At 29.7% G+C, this 22,885-nt stretch carries 22 protein-coding genes and 1 riboswitch; of the genes, 6 read left to right on the plus strand and 16 right to left on the minus strand.

The annotated features are described in order from the left end of the window. Positions 1–30: 30 nt before the first annotated feature. The 11 genes from CD135_RS05685 to CD135_RS05735 form a co-directional block, all read right to left on the minus strand. Positions 31–951: an ABC transporter permease gene (locus CD135_RS05685; protein ID WP_103268987.1), complete on the minus strand. Its 921-nt coding sequence runs from the start codon at positions 949–951 to the stop codon at positions 31–33. Beyond that, entirely contained in the window at positions 948–2,114 is a 1,167-nt protein-coding gene (locus CD135_RS05690; protein WP_103268988.1) for an ABC transporter permease, read from the minus strand. The genes CD135_RS05685 and CD135_RS05690 overlap by 4 nt, the downstream gene beginning before the upstream one ends. Positions 2,115–2,132: 18 nt before the next feature. Then, positions 2,133–3,632 (minus strand): DUF6583 family protein, encoded by a 1,500-nt coding sequence (locus CD135_RS05695; protein WP_103268989.1) that lies wholly within the window; start codon positions 3,630–3,632, stop codon positions 2,133–2,135. Between the two features lie 76 nt (positions 3,633–3,708). Further along, the gene (locus tag CD135_RS05700) at positions 3,709–4,314 is read right to left on the minus strand and encodes a C39 family peptidase (RefSeq protein ID WP_103268990.1); all 606 of its coding nucleotides are present in this window, start codon (positions 4,312–4,314) and stop codon (positions 3,709–3,711) included. 70 nt (positions 4,315–4,384) lie between these two features. Beyond that, positions 4,385–4,735: a transcriptional regulator, SarA/Rot family gene (locus tag CD135_RS05705; RefSeq protein WP_017000925.1), complete on the minus strand. Its 351-nt coding sequence runs from the start codon at positions 4,733–4,735 to the stop codon at positions 4,385–4,387. Positions 4,736–5,187: 452 nt separating this feature from the next. After that, a complete protein-coding gene (locus tag CD135_RS05710) occupies positions 5,188–5,541 on the minus strand; it encodes a hypothetical protein (RefSeq protein ID WP_017000924.1) in 354 nt (117 codons plus the stop codon). Positions 5,542–5,543: 2 nt separating this feature from the next. Next, the gene (locus CD135_RS05715; protein ID WP_103268991.1) at positions 5,544–6,593 is read right to left on the minus strand and encodes an LLM class flavin-dependent oxidoreductase; all 1,050 of its coding nucleotides are present in this window, start codon (positions 6,591–6,593) and stop codon (positions 5,544–5,546) included. A gap of 161 nt (positions 6,594–6,754) precedes the next feature. After that, a complete protein-coding gene (locus CD135_RS05720) occupies positions 6,755–7,120 on the minus strand; it encodes a hypothetical protein (protein WP_245942494.1) in 366 nt (121 codons plus the stop codon). 27 nt (positions 7,121–7,147) lie between these two features. Continuing rightward, entirely contained in the window at positions 7,148–7,696 is a 549-nt protein-coding gene (locus tag CD135_RS05725; RefSeq protein ID WP_103268992.1) for a tubby C-terminal domain-like protein, read from the minus strand. A 32-nt stretch (positions 7,697–7,728) separates the two neighbouring features. Further along, the gene (locus CD135_RS05730; protein WP_103268993.1) at positions 7,729–8,475 is read right to left on the minus strand and encodes a transcriptional regulator, SarA/Rot family; all 747 of its coding nucleotides are present in this window, start codon (positions 8,473–8,475) and stop codon (positions 7,729–7,731) included. A 28-nt stretch (positions 8,476–8,503) separates the two neighbouring features. Then, positions 8,504–10,534: a helix-turn-helix transcriptional regulator gene (locus CD135_RS05735; protein WP_103268994.1), complete on the minus strand. Its 2,031-nt coding sequence runs from the start codon at positions 10,532–10,534 to the stop codon at positions 8,504–8,506. Between the two features lie 477 nt (positions 10,535–11,011). On the opposite strand from CD135_RS05735, the gene CD135_RS05740 reads away from it, so the two are divergent. Continuing rightward, positions 11,012–11,794, plus strand: a complete 783-nt coding sequence (locus CD135_RS05740; protein ID WP_103268995.1) for a CHAP domain-containing protein — start codon at positions 11,012–11,014, stop codon at positions 11,792–11,794. Positions 11,795–11,834: 40 nt separating this feature from the next. Here CD135_RS05740 and nhaC read toward each other — a convergent pair whose 3' ends face one another. Then, positions 11,835–13,235: a Na+/H+ antiporter NhaC gene (gene nhaC, locus CD135_RS05745; protein ID WP_103268996.1), complete on the minus strand. Its 1,401-nt coding sequence runs from the start codon at positions 13,233–13,235 to the stop codon at positions 11,835–11,837. A 378-nt stretch (positions 13,236–13,613) separates the two neighbouring features. Here nhaC and CD135_RS05750 point away from each other — a divergent pair, with 378 nt between their 5' ends. From CD135_RS05750 to CD135_RS05760, 3 genes are all read left to right on the plus strand, one after another. Beyond that, a complete protein-coding gene (locus CD135_RS05750) occupies positions 13,614–14,174 on the plus strand; it encodes a CHAP domain-containing protein (RefSeq protein WP_017000909.1) in 561 nt (186 codons plus the stop codon). A gap of 542 nt (positions 14,175–14,716) precedes the next feature. Further along, the gene (locus tag CD135_RS05755) at positions 14,717–15,079 is read left to right on the plus strand and encodes a DUF4870 domain-containing protein (protein WP_037539434.1); all 363 of its coding nucleotides are present in this window, start codon (positions 14,717–14,719) and stop codon (positions 15,077–15,079) included. A gap of 228 nt (positions 15,080–15,307) precedes the next feature. Continuing rightward, positions 15,308–16,606 (plus strand): cation:dicarboxylate symporter family transporter, encoded by a 1,299-nt coding sequence (locus CD135_RS05760; protein ID WP_017000905.1) that lies wholly within the window; start codon positions 15,308–15,310, stop codon positions 16,604–16,606. Between the two features lie 36 nt (positions 16,607–16,642). On the opposite strand, the gene gmpC is transcribed toward CD135_RS05760, so the two are convergent. From gmpC to CD135_RS05775, 3 genes are all read right to left on the minus strand, one after another. Next, complete coding sequence (gene gmpC / locus CD135_RS05765) at positions 16,643–17,485, minus strand: dipeptide ABC transporter glycylmethionine-binding lipoprotein (protein WP_103268997.1); 843 nt, start codon at positions 17,483–17,485, stop codon at positions 16,643–16,645. A gap of 66 nt (positions 17,486–17,551) precedes the next feature. After that, positions 17,552–17,658, minus strand: a riboswitch (SAM riboswitch). A 53-nt stretch (positions 17,659–17,711) separates the two neighbouring features. Further along, complete coding sequence (locus CD135_RS05770; RefSeq protein ID WP_017000902.1) at positions 17,712–18,371, minus strand: methionine ABC transporter permease; 660 nt, start codon at positions 18,369–18,371, stop codon at positions 17,712–17,714. Continuing rightward, positions 18,371–19,390, minus strand: coding sequence for a methionine ABC transporter ATP-binding protein (locus CD135_RS05775; protein WP_017000900.1), 1,020 nt, complete (start codon positions 19,388–19,390; stop codon positions 18,371–18,373). The genes CD135_RS05770 and CD135_RS05775 overlap by 1 nt, the downstream gene beginning before the upstream one ends. Positions 19,391–19,652: 262 nt before the next feature. On the opposite strand from CD135_RS05775, the gene CD135_RS05780 reads away from it, so the two are divergent. Together CD135_RS05780 and CD135_RS05785 are read left to right on the plus strand one after the other, a co-directional pair. Next, positions 19,653–19,964, plus strand: coding sequence for a DUF485 domain-containing protein (locus CD135_RS05780; RefSeq protein WP_017000898.1), 312 nt, complete (start codon positions 19,653–19,655; stop codon positions 19,962–19,964). Beyond that, positions 19,961–21,508 carry a solute symporter family protein gene (locus tag CD135_RS05785; RefSeq protein ID WP_103268998.1) on the plus strand — a complete coding sequence of 516 codons (1,548 nt, stop codon included), beginning with the start codon at positions 19,961–19,963 and terminating at the stop codon, positions 21,506–21,508. The genes CD135_RS05780 and CD135_RS05785 overlap by 4 nt, the downstream gene beginning before the upstream one ends. 216 nt (positions 21,509–21,724) lie before the next feature. On the opposite strand, the gene CD135_RS05790 is transcribed toward CD135_RS05785, so the two are convergent. Then, entirely contained in the window at positions 21,725–22,852 is a 1,128-nt protein-coding gene (locus tag CD135_RS05790) for an FAD-dependent monooxygenase (RefSeq protein WP_103268999.1), read from the minus strand. Between the last annotated feature and the right edge of the window lie 33 nt (positions 22,853–22,885).

Consider the following 22,885-nt stretch of genomic DNA (forward strand, 5'->3'; position numbering starts at 1 on the left):
GGTTTTTAATCTTAATCATCAATACACCACCTATATTTGTATAAATACATATACAATATTTATAGCTATTGCCCATAATAAAGCCATAAATATTTTATGACTTAATGTATTTATTTTGAATAATAATACCGAAAGTCCAAATTCATAGATTAGCAATATTAAAAACGTTATCAAGTAAAATTTGAAACTTAATGACCATGATAAACATAATCCTATTATGAAAATGATAAAAAATAATAATAAAGTATGTGTTAAAATATATGTCAAATATAGTTTCATTTTAGTGTTATTAAACATTAGTAATCTTTCTAGAGCTGCATTTTGCTTCAACCTTTGATGTAACACAATCTGGCTTGTACTGATAACTAATAATAATGCAATAATTAATCCTGCGCTTATAGAAACGTCGGAATTTTTATTTACAGCATGTTGTTCCATTTTAGAGTTTGGCGTATCTTTTTTATATTCTTTTTTGATTGTTTCTAGACTTACATTCTGTCCTGATTTGTCTAAATGTTTTTGAATAATAATTGGAATTTGTTGTTCATATAGTGCTTTACTAGTTACTTCTAATGCAATCTCACCAATAAAATCATCTTTATAATATAAAGGTATTGCATCTCTTAAATTATTATTAGATAGCTTTTTGTTAAAACCTTCAGGTATTTGCATACTCACTATAGCTTGCTTTTTTTGAATAACATCTTCAATATAAGCTTCATCTTTTTGTAATTTAATTACTTCCAAATATTTAGTATGTTCCAAAGTATGAATTAAATTTTTAGATTCACTAGATTGATCCATATCTTGAATCGCTATAGGGACTTTAAATACTTTATTTGAAGAAGCTTCAACCATAAAAACTACACTTACAGTTAAAATAATAAAAAGTATTAAAATGATATATTGTACCCATTGTTTTAATACGACTAAATTGAATATAGGTTTCATTGGCGATACCTCCAAACTAAAGAAATAACCAATAAACACATAACTATTAATATATTCCAATAAAACATAGGGTGTACATTTAATATATAATTGTTAAGTATTAATTCTAATAATTGATTCATTACAATAGTAAAAGGCGACATATCTATAATATTATTAAACAGCCCTTTTAAATAAACAACAGGAATCGTTGCCCCAGAAAATATTAGTATAACGACAGTCAAAACAATTTTCCAAACATAATTAAATGCTTGTCTTGCTGTTATATCAATAAAAATAAATATAGCCGTCAATGCAAAAAGATAATATACAATATATATTAACAAAGTTGGCCAGTTATACATTTCAAAATCAGGATTCAAAAATTTTAGAATCAACCATAAACCAAAGCAACTCCATATAGCTGTATAAATTAAGCTGAATAACCCTCTCACAATAGTTAATTTTTCATAAGAGAAATGAAACATACTAAGTCTTTCCTTTAAGGCATTTTTTTGGTTCATTTTTAATATACTGAATATAGAAAAGAAAAAGAAAAAAATGGATACAAAGTAAAATGCTACAATATAATAACTTGCTGTATCGTATACTTTTACTGGTTCTTCTTCGAAAGAACCATTTCTATTTAATCCTGTAAATAACATATCAGTCATCATAGTAAGCAATTCTTCATCAGAAGCATCTTCATATACATGTGTATATGATAGTGCTCCTCCCATCGATAACATTAATCTACTATATACAGAATCTGTTAATTGCATAATAACTATGCTTTCGATGGACTGCGTGTCATATGTATTAACAACAATTGGAAGTTCTCCATTTTTATAAAAAGCTTTTGTCATGCCTTCTTTAAATAAGAAATAACCATCTATTTTTTTACTTTTTAATAATTTTGCTGCTTGTTGTTCATTATAATGCTCAATATTAAGATTATCTCCAAGTGATTGTCCATCACCAACAGCATTTAATATTAACTTTGTTTCTTTAGATTGATCTTTATCTACGATACCAATTGTAAAGCTGTCGTCTTTTTGGTTAAAATGTTGAATCCCTATCATTAAACCAAGCAATGCGATAAATAATAATAAAATATATACAAGCAAATACCACTTTTTAATTAAAAAAGAGTGGTATATGTTGAACAATTTTAAAGTCGACATATAACCACTCCTTCCATATTAATTAATATCGTTTGTTACATCTTTTACGATATCTTCAAATTTGTCTTGAACTTCGTCGCCAATATCATCTACTTCTGAAGATGATAAAGTATTAAAGTCTACTGCGCCGTCTTTTTTGAATTTAATATCTTTCTTCAATTCAGTTTTGCCATCAATCATTAATTTAATTGGCTCACCATTTTGTTCAAAACTTATATTAAATTTTTGTTTTTGCTCATTATTTTTAACATCAGTTGTTAAATTATTTTCATAATTTAAATCAAATTTGCTACCAGTTGAAGGTGTTAAAGTTACTGTACCTTTATCAGTACGTTTATCTCCATCAACTTTAGATTTATTATCTAATTGAACCATAGTATTGCTATATTCATTTTCTTTTACATTAAGTTTGTATTTATCACTAATGTTATCACCATCAGTAGATTTACCTTTTAATGTTATTACATCTTCGTTGTCAGGAACTGATAGTTTGTAATCAACTTGAACGACATCGTCAATAACGTTTGCTCCTGTTAATTTAACTTGTTCGTCATCTTTATTAGTGATTGTTAAGTCACGCTTTAAGATTTCTTTTCCATCTACAAATATAATTGACTTCACTTTTGGATAATTAGACTCATCTTCGTCTTTTGCTTCTTTTAATAAATCATCAATCTCTTTATTATATTCTTTAACATTACCTTGTTTTTCAGCAATTTCTTTGATGTCTTTATCTTTTTTCGCTTGTTCTAATACTGAAACAGTGATTTTTTTAGTATCTTTAGAGCTTAAATTCATCGTAACTTTCTTTAGTTTCTTTTCGTCACCAAAGATTTTAACTTTTTCTTTATCTTTTTTAAAGTTATCGTCATCTAATTGATCTACGATAAGATCACTATATCGTTTAGATATTTTATCTATTTGGTCTTGTGAAACTTGAGAACTTGATAAAATTGTATTTAAGTTTAATGAATCATTTGTAACATTATTACTTTCACCTTGATCAAGTGATTCTCCAGTTGCTTTTTCAATACCTTTTTTAATTTCATCATTTTTCACTTTATAAATACTATCAAATAATGGTGTTTCTAAATACTGATTGTTTTTATCAGCACTCCACTGGAAATTACCAATTTTATTATCTGCAATTGTTGGTTCAATACCTAATTTAGAGTTTTTCTTTTTTGGATCATGTCCTACATTAAATATAAGATTAGTTGAATCTATAACTGATTTTGGTAGCCCAATTTGTGATAATAGACTATCCGGAACTTCAACTCCCAGTTTATAAGACATTTCATAAGACTCATCTTTCATTTTGTCTTGAAACTTAGATTCATTTTCAAATCTGTCATTAAAATAATCTTTCCATAAACTTGCTGACTTTTGCTCACTTAATAAATATGTATTCTTTGGGGTGTTAGTTAAAAAATAATAAGTCGCTGCCCCACCAATCCCTACAACAGCAACAAATGCAACTACTATTGCTATAATAAGCACTTTAATTTTAGTAGACATATTCTACACCTCTTTTGATTTGATAACATTATCATATCAAATGTTACAACTTTATAACATATTATTTTGAAATTAATTATATTTTTTTAAAAATACACATTTTTCCTGGTTTATTATAACTTTCAGCCATCTTATTTTTTTCTATTTTAATGATTTGAGCTTTAGAAGGCCAAAAAGCTGGTAATATTAGCTTATTATATTGCTTCCATAGAGGATCAATATAATAATAATAATGTTCATCAAATCCTATTAATAGTGTTACATGTATATTTGAAACTAACTTTTTATTATTTCTTCCTATTTTAAATGTTTTCCAAACAGGCGATTGACCTAATTTTGTATGATAAATTAAAACCGGATGTTTTTTTGCTAATATGTTCTCTAATTCATACAGTGTTGTACCTGTACCGTCTACCAAATCTGCATCAAACTTATTAAGGTAAGGTGCTAAAACATTAGGAAATATACTTTGGTGTCTTAAAAAGCTAATTAAAAATTGATTGCCTACATAACCTTTTTTAGGGTTATCAATATGGGTTGGCCAATCTTTCATTATAGTTATAGCATCAATTTTTTTATAATAATAATTCAGTAACATTGAACTTGCTACACCTTCACACCCCATAACCATCGGTATAGGAAACAACTGACTTTTTGGCTTTACAGATAACAACACTTTCATAATTTCATAACTCCTTAAAATTTATTTAATAAAGATAAAAAGTGTCCCTAATAAGGCACACTTTCGATTTTTATAAAACTTCTCCTTCAATTTCCATTAGCAAATTTTTAATTTTTCGATGTTGTATTTTTGAGACTTCAATTGCTACAGTTCTTTCATCTTTATCGTTTCTCTTTTTAGAAATTAAACCTTTTTCTTTTAAATTTTGAACTGCTTTAGATATATAATAAGGCTTAAACTTTGAATTTTTTATAATATCTTTAACATTATAGCAATCCTTTTCACCTTTATATATATAAACTAATATATATAGTTCTTCAAATGTTAATACAAATTGGCTTTTTATTTTTGTTAAATGTTCTTTGGCTTTCTTGCTAACTGTAACTAATTCTACTACATTTCTAATTTGTACGGCTTCCATTGCTTACCACTCCCCAAGTTAAAATAGCTATTTGTTGAATTGGTCGATTAAGCATTTTATCTTTCTTATAGCATATTTTTCCTTTTCAACACAATGAATTTTTATTTATTTATTATTTTATAATAAGTTTTAAAAACATTCAACAAAATTTGTAAAAACAGGAAATTAACTTCCATTAAATCCTATAAATCTCTTTAATATCAATACTTTTATGGAATAGAAACTAAAATATTTACTATCGTCTTTATTTTAAAGTTCTTAATATTTTAATAATAATTACTTTTAAAATATAAAAATAGAAATTGTAGTTAAACCTGTTTTCAAACAAAAAAGTAGTAAAAACTCTTAACGAATCAAGAATTTTTACTACTTTTAAATTGGGTGTGGGAAAGAAATCTCGTTTTATTAAAAAGATTTAGTAGTCCCAACCTGTTCATTATTATGATTAATAATTATTTTTTCTTACCTAGTGTATCGATAAAGCTTAATGCAGATAAACCTAATAATTGTAATGCATGCTTAGATCCTTTAAAACCGTGGCCCGCTTCATAGTGTTTATAAGCTGCTACTGATAATACTGATCCAATAATTAACGATCCTAATCTTGAGAATGTTTTGCTGAATGCACTTAAGAATAGAAATGCTGAACCTAATACTTCAAGTCCACCAGTTAATTTCATTGCGTTTCTAGAAAGACCAAATCCTTCTTCAAATTGTTGAGCCATACCGTCATCGTTTTTTACTTTCGGTTGACTAGCTTTAAATAACTCTTTACCTACATATACGTTTAATAAATATCTTAACATTACTAAATTTCCTCCTTATTTTTCATATAATCATCAACAATTGGCTTAACTTTTTCGCCTAATAGTTTAATAGATTTCATCACTTTTTCATGAGGTATAGAGCCTACTGGTAAATGAAGCATAAACCTTGTTATACCAAGATCTTCATGAAGCTTAATGATTTTGGCTGCAACTGTTTCTGAACTACCAACAAATAATGCGCCATGAACAATTTCTTGTTCAAATTTTTCGATTGAGTACATCGGCCATCCTCTTTCTATGCCTAATTGATTAATAACATAAGCACTAGAAGGATAGTATTCTTGTTTAGCTATTTCATCAGATTCTGCTACATAACCCCAAGAATGCGTAGCAATAGGTAACTTACTTACATCATGTCCTTTAGATTCAGCTATCGCTTTATACATCGCTACATTGCGTTTAAAACGACTTGGCGCACCACCTATAATAGCATAAGTAATAGGCAAGCCCAATTCCCCCGCTCTCATAGATGATTCTGGATTTCCTCCTGTTGCCAACCAAATAGGTAATTTCTCTTGTACAGCTCTTGGATAAACATCTAATCCATTAATTGATGGTCTTGTTGATCCTTGCCAATTAACAGTTTTATTCTCATTAATATTTAACAATAAATCTAGTTTCTCTTTATACAAAATATCATAATCTTTCAAATCATATCCAAACAAAGGAAATGACTCTATAAATGAACCTCTCCCAGCCATAATTTCAGCTCTACCATTGCTCAATGCATCTAGAGTTGCAAATCTTTGGTAAACTCTCACTGGATCATCTGAAGAAAGGACTGTCACGGCAGAAGATAATCTTATTCGATTTGTTTGAGGAGCTGCTGCTGCTAACACAGATACTGGATCAGATACTGCATAATCTTCTCGATGATGCTCACCTAAACCATATATATCCAATCCTACCTTATCAGCTAAAATAATTTCTTCTACAATTTGATTGATTCTTTCTGATGCTGTGAAAGGTTTATCAGTACCATCGACAGGAGATAACTCTGCAAAAGAGGAAAGACCTAATTCAAACTTCATATTCTCACCTCGATATACTATTTATACTAGATATAATTATAATACTATTTTAATAAATGTCAAGGTTCTTGTTAAATAAAGATTTAAATTTCTATACTTAAATACGCCCTTAAAAGTAAACATTAAAAATGAAAACTTTTAAGGGCGTATTTAGAGATTGTTTATTCATTCAATTTACAATATTCTAGTAATGCTTCTTTTAAAGGTTTTGTTATTTCCAAATTCCTTATATCATCAATTGTCATAGGATCTAAATAAATACATTTAATAGGGATATTATTTTCAAAAGCTACTACTGCCTCCCCATCAACACTTCCTTCAAACATCACTTCTACGGTAGAAAAATAGAGACCTAATACATAAATGAGAGCATCTCGATATCTTTCTCGATTTTTAATATATTCTGCTACTTGATCGTCTTGTATATAATAAGCATCTACAAGTGTCATGCCTTCTATATGTTTAGGTATGGATGTAACATGCGTTTCTGTCGAGACATTCTTTCTTTTTTTAAGAAATTTAAACATATTGTTATCTTCCTTTAACTTTATATTCTAATTTGATTTACTACGTTGATATTCTTGATATTCAAAAAATACTTGGAATAACATAATAAGCATAGCAGGATGATAATCATTCGTTTGAATATCAATTTGATGATTCGAAGCAATTTTAAACCTTTCAGACTTTGTTTCCATCAAAACTTGGTTTCGCTGATTTGTTACTCTTACTGATCTAGAGATAAATCCAGATTCAAATACTAATTCATCATTGTTTATACCTTTAAATATCATTTTAGGTTTCCAACCTATTTTAGTTTCAACAACACCTATTTTTTTATCGTTCTTAAAAACTTCCCATACTGTTTTAAAAGGCGTTTTAAGTTTACCTTCTAAACTTTTCTCTTGGAGTACAGAATAATTTCCACCTTGAAATTCAATGATAAAATTATGTTTTTTTCTTCCTAAAATCGCAAAAGTTTCTTGATGCGTTGATGTATAATATAAACTCAATTTATAAACTGGTTCTTCATACTGATTGAAAACGTCGATGGGCTTTGTAGAAGATCCGAAGAAGTTTTCTTTAAAATGAAATCGATTCATACATTATCTCCTTCAATAAGTATTTATTGATTTCATTTTATCATAGCCTTATCCCTTCCTCTATAATCGAATGTATTTAATATAAATAACTTATTAATTATTTTATTTACTTCCTCTTCAGCACTCTTCTTTATTGAAACAAGTACCATTCTTTCATCTTGTTCATTTCTATATTTCATAACATAGTTTAGTTTGACTAATGCTTTAACAGCTTTATTAATCTTCACCATATCCCAATTAAATTTAAGTTTTATTGCTTTCAATGTGCATACTTCATTTTGATATTGTTGAATAAGTATCAATAACATTAATTGATCCATACTTAAACGATATCCCTCTACAATATCTTTTTTTATTGAAACTAATTGGTCATTTATATAAAGCGTAACTTCTATTATCTGATTTGTATTGATAGTGTCATATCTTTCAATTAATAATGTTTTTAAATCTTTTGTTACTTGATGAATTAAAGTTTCAATTTTTATTCTGTGACGAGTTTCTACTATTATAAGTATTTTTCTCTCATCGTCTTTTGCACGTTGCTTTTCATAATAATCTAAATCTTCTAAGTATGAAATGACATGCGTTAACATTGTCTGATTTATATTTAGCAATGCTTTAAGTTCTCCTGTAGTAAAAGATGATTGTTCTTTACGATTATACATATATTTTAATATTTTCAAGTGATACATATTAATTTCAAATTCTTTTTTTAAGTACTTCTTTACTTGGCTATTTACATAATTCATTCTTAATAAATCATTAATTTGCTTATTCATTTATAAAAACCACCTTAATTAATTAAATTTATTTTATTTTTATATAGATATGTTTAATAAAACTTGGTGATGAATAATATTGAACAATTAGATTATTTGGTTCTTTCACAATACTTACTTCTCTCAATTCTAAATCCATGTTCGTTAACAATTCATTATTACCTAGCTTAGTGTTTTCGCTTATGATGATATTATTTGGCCTACATACAAAACTATTTATTTCTATATTTTTCATTTTTATTCTTTGATGCATCATTTTAAAACTATGTGTATTTGGAAACACGAGTAATTGATATTCATAAAAATAATTCGTTAATAATATATGCTCATTAAAATAAACAATTTCTCCTCTTAATCTTTTCAGTGTTAACATCAATTCAAACAGTTGTCTTTGGCTTTCAATGTTTGATTGTTTTTCTTTAATCATAAAATGGCTGCTTTGAGAAGGGATCATACTATCTATCCATATGTCATTTATAAGCATCGTTACTTTTTCATTATGAAATACACTCCATTTAAATATTGAAACAAGTGATGTAATTCTATTAGGAAATTTAGGTTGGTATAAAATGTTGAACGAAGGGATATCTTTAAATTTTTCGCTTATTTCCTTGTTAATATCAGTTTCATTTTTTATTTTATATGATATAAGAAAATGCGAGTCCAATTTGTGAGACATTCGATGAGCTAAATAATCATTGCGAGTGTTTAAAATGAGAATCATGGTTGCATCTACTAAATATTTAGAAATTGTCTCAGTTATAATATTGAATTGCTGATAAGAAGTATCAATATAAAACTTAAACGATTGCATTCCGTAATAATATGTACATTCAGTCAAATAAATTAATAACCTTTCAAAATAAATTAAAAAGTTATTTAAACTAGAATGCTTATTCAATTGAATTTCAAATGAAATATCAAATTGGTTTTCTAAGCAAAATGAAAATATTTGATCAATGATTTTGTTATCTTCAAAACCTAGTTCGTAAAATTCACAAAGTAATGCATGTGAGAACAATAAACAATATTTACCGTATTCTCTACGCATGCATAATAACTTAGATTGGTGATACTGGTTTGTTAAAGTTTCCTTATGAGTAACATAAACAAGTAAATCAGGTGATAATACATTTGATGATTGAACATCTCTCATATCAATTTCTATATTATCCTCTACAATTAAACTCATTTCTGATTCTCTAATGAATTCCCGTAACATTGAAAAATCATCCATTAAAGATGTCTTATCATTACGAAACGAAAAATATTCATCTTGATACATTTGTTTTCTAAATTTCCCCGGTGTAATATCGTATCGCTCTCTAAAATTTTTTATAAAGCTACTTTCATTACTATATCCATTATCTATAGCAATTTGAGATAAAGTGTGAGCAGTGTACATTAATTCATAACTACTATAAATCAATCTTACGTCTTTTAATAAATCGGTAAATTTCCTACCTGTATGTTGCCTTAATTTATTTGAAAGTTTCCTTTTTGAATATAGGCTGGTCCTGGCTACCTCTGCTATTGTTATTTTATTTTTATTATTCTTATAAACATAATCTATAGTATTCGCTATATCAGAATATACTTTATCTCGGCCATAATTTAAGTAATTATCGTCAATAACTCTTGAATCGAAGAGTAATTTTGCTACATCATTAATACTTCCAAATATACTTTCTAAAACATTCCTATTCTCCCTACCTTCCCTATTTAAATAATTAGAAATGAGTTTAATCATGCGCGCCTTTAATAAAGCATTATCTATTTTATTTGGATTTAGAAAATAACGCTTATTAAAATGATATATTTCATCTAATTCTATCCTCGAGAGTGTAAGACAGGCGATGATTGTATCTTTATTGGTGATGACACCAAAAAGTTCAAGATCATTTATGATAATGACATCGCCACTTTTATATTCATTTTTAGAATGATTAATAGAAATACTTGCTTTTCCTTCTATTATATATAGGACAATAATTCCTAAATTAAATTCATATTGTATATTCAACGGATGATAAATTTTCAAATTACAATCATGTAGCATAACTAACACCTCTATTTAACTTGCAAAACCTTATTAATAAGTAAAGTAATTATAATTCAAAAATTATTGATAAAAATACTTTATTTCTGACTTTTTATTATGAAATTTTGTACTTATTTAATTTCGTTAAAATCAATATTTTTTAGTAAGGTAGTATGAATCAGTTGATATAAATTTATAAAGTCAAATATTTATTTATGTCTTAAATATTACAATCGTGTAACAATAAAAAATTTTTAAATAGAAAATTGCTTATAAATACTGTTATTAAAGCATTTCAAACTCATATAAAAGTGTTCAGAATTATTACATGAAATCTTAAGATATTTAAATTAAATTACAAAGCTTTAACATTCAACACAAAGCATTCAATTTCTGCTAAAGTAGATTTTGTTGATAAACAGCAGAGAAAAAAACTTATAAATTACAAAACATATACGAAAACATTTTTAAATTATCTAGGAGGATTTTTACATTATGAAAAAAATAGCAACAGCAGCAATTGCAACAGCAGGAATTGCAACATTTATGGCACATGACGCAGATGCGGCAGAAAATAACCAAGGTTATAACCCAAATGATCCACATTCTTATGAATACAGCTACACAATTGATCAACAAGGTAACTATCACTACACTTGGAAAGGGAACTGGAACCCTTCAACTCAATCATACGGTAACGAAGCTCAACAACAAGTAGCTAACAATACTAGCTCAAATAATACTGAAGCTTCTTCTAATACAAATTATTCACAACCAGCATTCAATGCTGCACCAAACGGTGGAGGTTTAGGAGCTACAAATACTGCTTCTTCAAACCAAGATAACGTTCGCGTTTCAACTACACAAGCACCAACATCAGATAACCAAACTACAACTTCAAGCTCAAGTTCAAAAGTTAGCACTACAACTACTTCAACTTCTCGTCCATCAAATAGCGGAGGCGCTAACTTATACACAGCTGGTCAATGTACATACTATGCATTCGACAAGCGTCCTGACTTAGGTAACACTTGGGGTAACGCAAATAACTGGGCTAGCGCAGCTGCTCAATCAGGTTACACTGTAAATAACAAACCTTCATCAGGTGCTGTATTACAATCAACATCAGGTGCATACGGTCACGTAGCATATGTTGATAATGTTAATTCAGACGGTTCAATTGAAGTTTCTGAAATGAACTATGCAGGTGGAGTTGGAGTAGTATCTACTCGTACTATCTCAGCTACTGAAGCAGGTTCTTACAACTACATTCACTAAGATATTTAAAAAAAAGAGCAATCATAATGATTGCTCTTTTTTATGCTTTAGTATCTACTTTTTTTATGCTAATACCTGTCATACCATAAAATGCCGCGAAGATAACGCATAGATAACATGGTACTGCCCACCAGAAGAAATCTCCTAACGATACATGTAATAAATCTCTATAATAAATGCCAGATGTACCCCATGGAATAAATGGTAATACCATAGTTCCACAATCTTCTAGCGTTCGTGACAGATTGACTCTGTCTAAACTTCTTTCATCATACACATCCATTAATAATACACCAATCATAATAATAACAACTGATGCTACACCAGCAGCAAATACTAAAATTAAGCTACCAGCAATAGTTACAAATATAAGATGTGAATCTTTACTTATTTTACTAGATATTGTTGACAGTATTACTTTTAAACTGCCAGAAGCTTCTACAATTCCCACGAAAGCATAACCACAAAAAATTGTAACAATTATTTCTGTCATACTCATTATGCCACCACGTTTTACAAGTTCTACCATAGAATTTGATGCATCATTATTTGATAAAGATGTCATACTTATATCAAAACCATTCATTGTAACGTTAAAAGCATCAACTAAATCAAAACCATTGTTAAATATACCAACAACCATAGCTACTGCACTTGATAATAGCATCATTGGCACTGTTGGCTTACCCATACTTATGCCTATAACAATGACAATTACAGGTACCCAAACCCAAAAATTTAAATTAAAAGCTGTATCAATATTGGCTAATAAAGTATTAATACGTTTACTTTCAACATTTTCAGCATTAAATTGTAAACCTGCAAAGAACCATATTACAAGGCCGATTACTGATGCTGGAACTGTAGTCCACATCATATGTCTTATATGGTGAAATATATTTACTTTAGTTACAAGGGCGGCTAAATTAGTAGTATCAGATAACGGCGACATTTTATCACCAAACACGCCACCTGCTATAACAACACCAGCAATCATGCCTGCTGGTATATTCATTTCACTTCCTATAGCCATCAATGCAATCCCTGCTGTACCTACTGATCCCCATGCAGTTCCAGTCGCTACAGAAGTTACTGCTGTAATAATAAAAGCTGTTACTAAGAAATATGTAGGATTTATCATTTCTAAACCATAATAAATAAGTGCAGGTACAGTGCCAGAAAACATCCAAGTACCAATTAATATACCTACAGCAATAATAATAAAAATTGCAGGCATAGCAGTAGCTAATCTTTTAGTAATACCATCTTGTATTTCTTCCCAACTCAAGCCTACTCTTATTGCTATAAAGCCAGCATATATAGCTGCTAAAATAAGCAATGGTTGTATTGGGAATTGTAAAATTCCAAAACCTATTAAAACTATTATCCCCATGACCACAATAGTTGATACTGCTTCAAAAAGTGTTGGTAGCCTCTTCATATATCAAACCCCTTTCTAATAAATGAAGATTTCTTACAATTTTTTATAATAAAAGAAGTAGTTGTATATTTTACCAACTACTTCTTTTGTTTTACATGTGATATAAATGAATTATTACAAGAAAATGACATAAGTATTCTCACAATTCATTAAAAAACCCTATATTGATGGGCTATATCCTATATTACTGCATGTCATATTTCTATTTAAATATTACTAAAAGATTTTATAAGGTTATGATTAAGTAACAACTCGATGAAAATACACACAAACTCAATTTCATCTGTTAGAGTATATTTTGTCGTCGGAAAACGACACACACTTAAAATATAAATTATAAAATTAAACATATACGAAATTTACGGAGGAATATTTAAAATGAAAAAATTAACAACGATTGCAGTATTAACTACGGGATTAGCTACAACAATTATAGGGAATGGAGAAGCTTCTGCTGATACATTTGACCAAAACCAAAATGTACAACAAACTCAAACTCAAAACTATAATTACAACTACACTAGTAACTATAGCCAAAATTTCAATACTTCAAACATGAATGGATCAATTAATTCTTCATTCACTCAAACAGCAACACAAACTACAGGTTCATCAGCTAACTTATACACAGCTGGACAATGTACTTATTATATCTTCGATAAAAAAATGGAAGATGGAGATCCTATCAGCTCAACTTGGGGCAATGCTAACCAATGGGCTTCAAACGCAGCAGCTGATGGACACACAGTAAACAATACACCTAAAGAAGGTTCAATCTTACAATCATCTGCTGGTGCATTTGGTCACGTAGCATACGTTGAAAATGTAAACTCAGACGGTTCAATCGAAGTTTCTGAAATGAACTACCAAGGCGAAGGTGTTGTATCTTCTCGTACTATCTCAGCTTCAGAAGCTGGTTCTTACAACTACATTCACTAAAATTTGAATACTTTTTAAAGAGTCCAGACATGAATAATGTCTGGACTCTTTTTTATGCGATGAAAAAGGGATGTTTAAAGCTCTAACGGGCTAGAGTATATAAACAAGCACGTTAGAGCTTCATTTCCCCTATTTTTAATGTGATTTTATATTGAATTTATTTGATATATCGCTCTAAAGGGCTAGATATTTTAGTCTTGCACATTACATTTTCTAACGAGCTAGAGTACATAAACAAGCACGTTAGAGCTTCATTCCCCCTATTTTTAATGTGATTTTATATTGAATTTATTTGATATATCGCTCTAAAGGGCTAGATATTTTAGTCTTGCACGTTACATTTTCTAACGGGCTAGAGTTTTTAAACAAGCACGTTAGAAAGATACTATAGGAAAGCATGCACTTTCAAAATCGAATATTTTTCATTATTATCCCTTAAAGATTAGTAGTTCACCGCTAAAACATGTATAATAATACCAATAGTTAAGCGAGGAGGAAATGATATGACGAACAGTGAATAGAACCCTTTTCAAGAATCTACAATTCATGAAGAAAATAATATAAATATTGATAATCAAACATCTACTAATGATGATGAACGTTTATTCGGGATGCTCATATATTTAACGAGTCTATTTACTGCATTAATTGCACCTTTAATTATATGGTTGATTAAAAGAGATGAATCTTCTTTTGTAGATCGAATTGGTAAAGATTATTTAAACTTCTTTATTTCTTATACAATATGGGGAATAGTTGCTGGAGTACTATGTTTGATTATTATTGGCATTATTTTACTTCCAATATTAGCAATTTTAGTATTTATCTTCACCATTATTGGCGCAGTTAAAGCTTATCAAGGTGAAACTTATTTACCACCATTATCTATTCGCTTCATTAAATAGAAATAATTAAAACACTTTTTGTATAAAAAAGTGTTTTTTTTCTTTTTAAAGATAAAAGAGGCTCATTACTTTAATTATTAATCATGATAAAATAACTTGTATTCTTTTACACTCAAGAATACATATATTTATACGTCCCCTTTTTAAACATCATTTGTGCAATTCCTAAGATGGAATCGCATAATTTTTTTGTATTAAAAACTATAGTGCTTTAAAGGAGGAAATTTTTTGAAAGAAAACCTTAAAAAACCAAGAAGAAGATATATAAGTCTACCTACTCAAATATTAATTGCTTTAATATTAGGTGTTGTTGTAGGCTATTTTTTAAATGGACAAGATCAACTTATTAAATTTATACAACCAGTCGGTGATGTATTTTTAAACCTTATTAAAATGATTGTAATTCCTATTGTGTTTTGTTCATTAGCATTATCAATATCTAATGTTGGCGATATGCATACAGTCGGTAGATATGGTTGGAAAACATTACTTTACTTTGAAATCATTACAACTATTGCTATTGGTTTAGGTATTATATTCGGTAATTTATTTAAACCAGGTTTAGGATTAGATGCAGATAAATTGCCTAAAGGCGATATTTCTACATATGAAAGCACTGCTGATGCAGCAGAAAAATCTACTTATGGAAATCATATAATAGATACAATTGTAAGCATTATTCCTACTAATATATTCGAAGCTTTAGCTGCAGGAGAGTTACTCCCAATTATATTCTTTGCTGTATTCTTCGGATTAGCTATTGCTGCAATTGGAGAGAAAGGACAGCCTGTTAAGGATGTTCTTGGAGGTGCACTAGAAGCTGTATTTTGGATGATTCATAGAATTCTACGACTTGCACCATATGGTGTATTTGCTTTTATTTGTGTAACGATTATGACATTTGGATTATCTGCATTAATTCCATTAGTTAAGCTATTAGCTGTTGTTGTAGGTGCTATGATATTCTTTATTGTTGTTGTTTTAGGCATAGTAGCCAAAATTTGTGGTATTAACATTTTTTCAATTGTTCGCATATTGAAAGATGATTTATTACTTGCTTTCTCAACATCAAGTTCTGAAACTGTTTTACCTTCAGTGATGGAAAAAATGGAAAAATTCGGTGCACCAAAAGATATCGTATCCTTTGTAGTACCTACAGGATATACTTTTAACTTAGATGGTTCTGCTTTGTACCAATCTATAGCAGCGTTATTTGTTGCTCAAATGTATGGCGTACATTTAAGTCTAGTAGAACAACTTATTCTAATGTTCACTTTAATGATCACGTCTAAAGGTATGGCTGCTGTTCCTGGTACTTCTATTGTTGTATTAATTACCACTCTAGGATCGATGGGATTAAATCCAGAAGGTTTAGCATTAATCATTGGTATCGATAGATTATTAGATATGATGAGAACGTGTGTTAACGTAGTAGGAAACGCACTCTCTACAGTCGTTATTTCAAAATGGGAAAATAAATATGACCATGAAAAAGGTCAACTATATTTAAATTCTCTAAAAAAATAACAAAAAAAGATTCGGCTTGGGGGAGCCGAATCTTTTTTATTTTAATGAATCTTGTATTTCTTTAATTTCTTCTTGTTTTAAATCAACTACAATTTCTCCGTCTTTAGTGTCTTCTTTCAGAGCTTCTTTCGCTTCTTCTGAATGGTATAGCTCAGCAACTCTTTTTAAAGTTTTATTATCTTTATCTTTTGTATTTGCAGCTATAAAGTTGATATATGGTTTAGCAGCATTTGCATCTGGGTTTTCTGAATAGATAGGGTCTTTCTTAGGATTTAATCCTGCTTTAGATGCAACACCATTATTTATAACAGCGATATCTACTTCATCTAACGCTCTAGCTGTTTGTTGAGCATCGACTGCTTTAATATTTAAATTCTTTTTATTTTCAACTATATCTTTAGGACCACCATCTAATCCAAAGTCTTTCTTCAATTTAATATACCCTGCTTTTTCTAATAATTTTAAAGCTCTAGCTTGATTAGAAACGTCGTTTGGTATAACAACTTTAGCACCGTCTTTTAAATTTTTAATATCTTTTATTTGATTAGAATAAATACCCAGTGGAGCGAACACAGTTGTTCTAATTGGTGTGATTTCTGTTCCTTTATTTGCTCTTTGGAATTGATCTAAAAATGCAAAATGTTGGAATGAGTTTAAATCAATATCACCGTCTGACAATGCTTTATTGGGAACGTTATAATCCGAAAATTGTTTAACCTCTACATTAATATCTTCTTTTTTAGCTAATTCTGCTACTTTATCCCATACAGCAGTATCATTTGAAGCGATACCCACTGTTACCTTTTTATCATCTTTTTTATCACCACATGCTGCTAATAGTAAAACTAATGTCATTAATAATGTTAATACTTTTTTCATTTTATTCGCTCCTTTTCTTATGTATATAAATAGAAATCCCTTTTAAGCTTAGCTCAAAAGGGATTAACTTTATCTGCCAAGTTTAAAACTTGATGGATTTAGCACAGTTCTCTTTATAGAGTCCGCTGCTGAGATTTCATCGGGCCATATCCCTCAATCTCTCTTGATAATTTTTATTTGATTAATTCTGATAATACCTATCATATTACTCTAAGTCAATACTTTTTTAACTTCTTCTTACAATTTTAGACAATACATTACCTAAAGATTGGATAAGTTGTACCATAATGACTAGAATAACGACCGTAATAACAATAACAATTGTATCAAAACGTTGATAACCATAAGCTAAAGCTAAGTCACCAATACCGCCTCCACCTACTGCACCGGCCATCGCTGTAGCACCAATTAAACCGATAATAGATGTTGTTAATGCTAGAATTAAAGACCCTAGTGCTTCAGGTAATAAGAAATGTCGAATAATTTGAAACGGTGATGCTCCCATAGAATGTGCCGCTTCTATGACGCCTGAATTCACTTCTAACAGTGAGTTCTCTACTAATCTTGCAATGTAAGGCGCAACATAGACTGTTAAAGGTACTATTGCTGCAGAAGTTCCAATAGATGTACCCACAATCATTTTAGTAAAAGGTACAATAGCAATAAGTAAAATAATAAACGGTACCGAACGGAATATATTAATAACTGGATTTAGCACATGATATATAAAAGCATTTGGCCAAATACCATTCTTTCTAGTTATAACAAGTAAAATACCTAAAGGAATACCAATTAATGCACCGATTACTAAAGAAACAGTAACCATGTATAGCGTTTGGTATATAGCGTCATATAGTTGAGATGAATCTAAAGATGATCCAAACATTATGCTTCAACCTCCTCATATTCAATATTTAAATCTGTTAAATACTGAAAACTATTTTGAATTGCTTCTTGTTCTCCATTCAGACGTAGTGTTAAATAACCTACTGGTGTACCTTGAATGTCTGACATTGATGCAAACAGTATATTTATTTGTACGTGGAATTTAGTGATTAAATCATTGATAATACTATGTGTCACTTGTTCACCATCTATGTATAATTTAATGTCTGTAGCAGTTTTATCTTCAGGAATAAGTTTTCTTAAGTTTGAAGATATATCTGTAGTTATCACAGTTGATACAAAGTTTTTAGCAGTTGATGTTTGGGGGTGACTAAACACATCTAATACAGGACCAATTTCAATAACTTCACCATTTTCCATAACCGCTACTTTATTGCATATTTGTTGGATAACACTCATTTCATGTGTAATTAATAATATTGTGACTCCAAATTGTTCGTTAACTCTCTTTAGCAGTTTTAAAATTGAATCTGTAGTTGCAGGATCAAGCGCACTTGTTGCCTCATCACATAATAAGATTTTAGGATCTGTAACTAATGCTCTAGCAATTGCTACTCTTTGTTTTTGACCACCTGATAATTCATTTGGATATTGTTTACCTTTGTCTTCTAAACCAACAAATTCAAGCAATTCATTCACTTTATCTTTAATGTCATTTTTATTTTTACCTTGTAAAATTAAAGGCATAGCTACGTTATTAAAAACTGTCTTTGAATTTAACAAGTTAAAATGTTGAAATATCATTCCTATATTTTTCTTAATGACTTGTAACTTTTTCTTCGAATATTTATTCACATCATGACCGTCTACTAATACTTCTCCAGATGTCTTTTCTTCTAATACATTCACTAACCTAATTAAAGTACTCTTCCCCGCACCGCTATATCCGATAACACCGAATATATCTTGCTCTTCTACTTTAAAACTTACATCTTTAAGTGCTTGTATTTCAGAATTCTTTTGTTGGAAAATTTTATTCACATTTTTAAATTCTATCATAACATTTATCCCTTCCGAATTCTTATTATTATGATAAGAATTATATTGATGTTTACCTTTAACGTCAATACTTATAATCAAACTTTTCTAAATATTCATATATCTATATTGTATTTTTTCTCTTAAATACTTTATTCACATTTTCTTGATGAATTTTTATTAATGTAAGCGTTATCAATAAAATATTGACAACTTTGTGAACAATCAATAAAATGAAACTTAAGATGTATTTTTACATCCAAAAAACAAGGGGGTTATAAGTATGGCTGAGCATGATTTCAAGCGTTTAGCAGCAGATCCAAAGTTTAAAGAACTTGTGAAAAAAAGAAATAACTTTATATTTCCTATATCTATATTCTTTATTTTTGCTACACTGCTATTTCCAGTATTGACTGGATATACAAATATCTTGAATAATATTGCATTTTGGAATATCTCTTGGGCATGGATTTACGCATTATTATTATTCATTATGGTATGGACTCTTGTCACTTTATATATGCGTAAAGCTAAATCTTTTGATAAAGATGCTGAAGCATTATTAATGGCGCATAGAGAGGGGCAAAACAAATGAATGTAATTGTCGTCGTTATGTTTATACTATTTGTTAGTATTACATTGTTTATTACATATTTTGCATCTAAAAGAACGCAATCAGCAAATGACTTTTATACTGCTGGAGGCGGGTTAACAGGTTGGCAAAATGGGTTAGCAATTGCTGGTGATTACTTATCAGCTGCATCATTTTTAGGTATAGCGGGTGCCATCGCATTATGGGGATTTGATGGTTTCTTCTATAGTATCGGTTATTTAACCGCGTATCTCATTGTGTTATACATTGTTGCAGAGCCTTTAAGAAACTTAGGTAAATATACTTTAGCAGATATGATTGCTGCACGATTTGAGCTAAAAAAAGTTAGAGCAATGGCAGCAGTATCTTCCATTACTATTGTTATTTTCTATATGTTAGCTCAATTAGTTGGAGCTGGTGCACTTATTCAATTGCTATTCGGTATACCTTATACACTTGCTGTTATTTTGGTCGGTATCATGATGACAATTTATGTATTGTTTGGTGGTATGACTGCAACAAGTTGGGTTCAAATGGTTAAAGCTGTATTACTTATGATTGGTACTATTATTATTTCATTTTTAGTGCTATTACATTTTAATTTCAATCTTTCTACTATGTTTGGTGAAATGCACAATATTAAATCACCTGCTTTTAAAAGTGAATTTATCAACCCTGGCTCACAAGGTAAACCGCCTTTAGATAATATCTCACTAATTATTGCTTTACTATTTGGTACAGCAGGTTTACCTCACATACTGATGCGATTCTTTACAGTTAAAGATGCCAAAACAGCAAGATCTTCTGTAATGTGGGCAACATGGATTATTGGTATATTTTATATTTTAACGATATTACTAGGATTTGGTGCGGCTGCATTATTAACACGTGAAGAAATCATAAACGCTAACCCTGCTGGTAATATGGCAGCCCCATTATTAGCTGCAAAGTTAGGCGGAGACTTCTTAATGTCATTTGTTTCAGCCGTAGCATTTGCTACGATATTAGCAGTAGTAGCTGGATTAGTATTGACTGGAGCATCTGCTTTCGCGCATGATATTTACGGGCAAGTTATAAAAAAAGGGAAAATTAGTGAGCGTGAGCAAATGAAAGCAGCAAAATTAGCATCATTAGCGGTTTCAGTTGTATCTATTATACTAGCCTTATTTGCACAGAATTTAAATGTAGCGTTCTTAGTATCATTAGCATTCTGTGTCGCAGCAAGCGCAAATTTACCTGTTATTATATTCACAATATTTTGGAAGAGATTTAATACTCATGGTGCAATTACTGGTATAGCTGTTGGCTTAATTGTGTCACTTGTACTCGTAATATTAAGTCCAAATGTCATGAACCCAGAAGGAACAGCATTTATTACAATGTCACCAATATTCCCATTATCAAACCCTGCAATCATATCAGTTCCAGCAGGATTTATTGGTGCATTTTTAGGGACTTTCTTAGGCAAATCAGAATCTCATGATAAATTCCAAGAAGTGCAAGTTAAATCAGCGACAGGCATTTCAACTTCAGATATTTCACATTAAAAATCAGTTCAGTTATGTTAAAAGAGTCTGGGACATAAATAATTGTCCCAGACTCTCTTTTTGTATTGGCAGTAGCTGACTGGTATGAGAATGCGCTTATAACAAGTTTTTTTCTTACCTAGTCATCCTTGCCGAGGTGGGACTACGAAATCTTTTTAATAAAATGAGATTTCTGTCCCACTCCCTTTCTTAATTTTTAATTAGCCTATTCATAAATTATTTTAATTTCGCTTTTTGTAAAAATTTAACTTTTTTACTTAATGATTTTGAAGACATAGATTTCAGCATTTTATTTCTCATTTTTATTTTCATCGTATTGGATGCCTGTCCAGCTTTTCCAATTTTCCTAGATTTTTTAATTACTTTTCTAGTGTGCTTAACTCTTAGTTTATTGTATCTTTTTAATGCTGCATCAACGTCTTTTTCTTTTAATAAGTTGGTTAAAGTAACAGCATCTTCAATAGCTTGTCCTGCTCCTTGTCCCATATTTGGCGTCGTTGCATGAGCTGCATCACCTAATAATACTACTCTTCCTGAAATGAATGATTTTAATGGTGTAAGGTCATACATATCATGGTGCAAAATACCAAGTTCTTCTTGAGCGTCTAATACATTACGTACTTTATCAGGATATTGATTAAAATATGCTTGAAGATGAGGCTTTTCGAATGATTTAAACTGTAAATCGTTCTCTTTGGCATTCATTGTACAGAACCAATATAATTCGTCATCCTTTAAAGGTACAATTCCAAATCTACCTTTATGTCCCCAATATTCTAATGCAGTAGTTCGATCAATATTCAAGTTTTCATTTACAACGCCTCTGAAACAAGTATACCCTGCGTATTTAGGTTCAGATTTTGGTTGAATTTGTTTCCTAATATTTGAATTCAAGCCATCTGCTGCGATAACTAAATCAGCTTCTGCTTCTTGCCCATTTTCAAAATATAACCTTATATTATCTGGAGTTTGTTTAAATTCTTTTAATTTATAATCTAAATTTATACGTTCTGGAGGTACATGTGTTTTTAATATTTCATGCAAAACACTTCTATGAATTGTTATATTTTGTTCTTCATCTTGGTTCATTTTTAAAGTGTTTAAAAATGAATCTAAATTAGTTCGAATTTCGATTTTGTTAAGGGCTTGTCCTTCTTGTTCAATTGCATATGTCATTTTGTAAGGCTTTAATGCTTTTAGTACATTGCTTCCAATGCCTATCCCAGCACCTACTTGATTCAAGTCATTTCTTTTTTCATAAACTTGTACATCATGCCCCGTTTGATAAAGTAAACCAGCAGCAGTTAAGCCACCTATTCCCCCACCAATTACTGCTATTTTCATTTTGTTCACTACTTTCTTTAAAATAAAAATCTT

It is taken from the genome of Mammaliicoccus lentus (assembly GCF_002902755.1).
GTDB classification, from domain to species: Bacteria; Bacillota; Bacilli; order Staphylococcales; family Staphylococcaceae; genus Mammaliicoccus; species Mammaliicoccus lentus.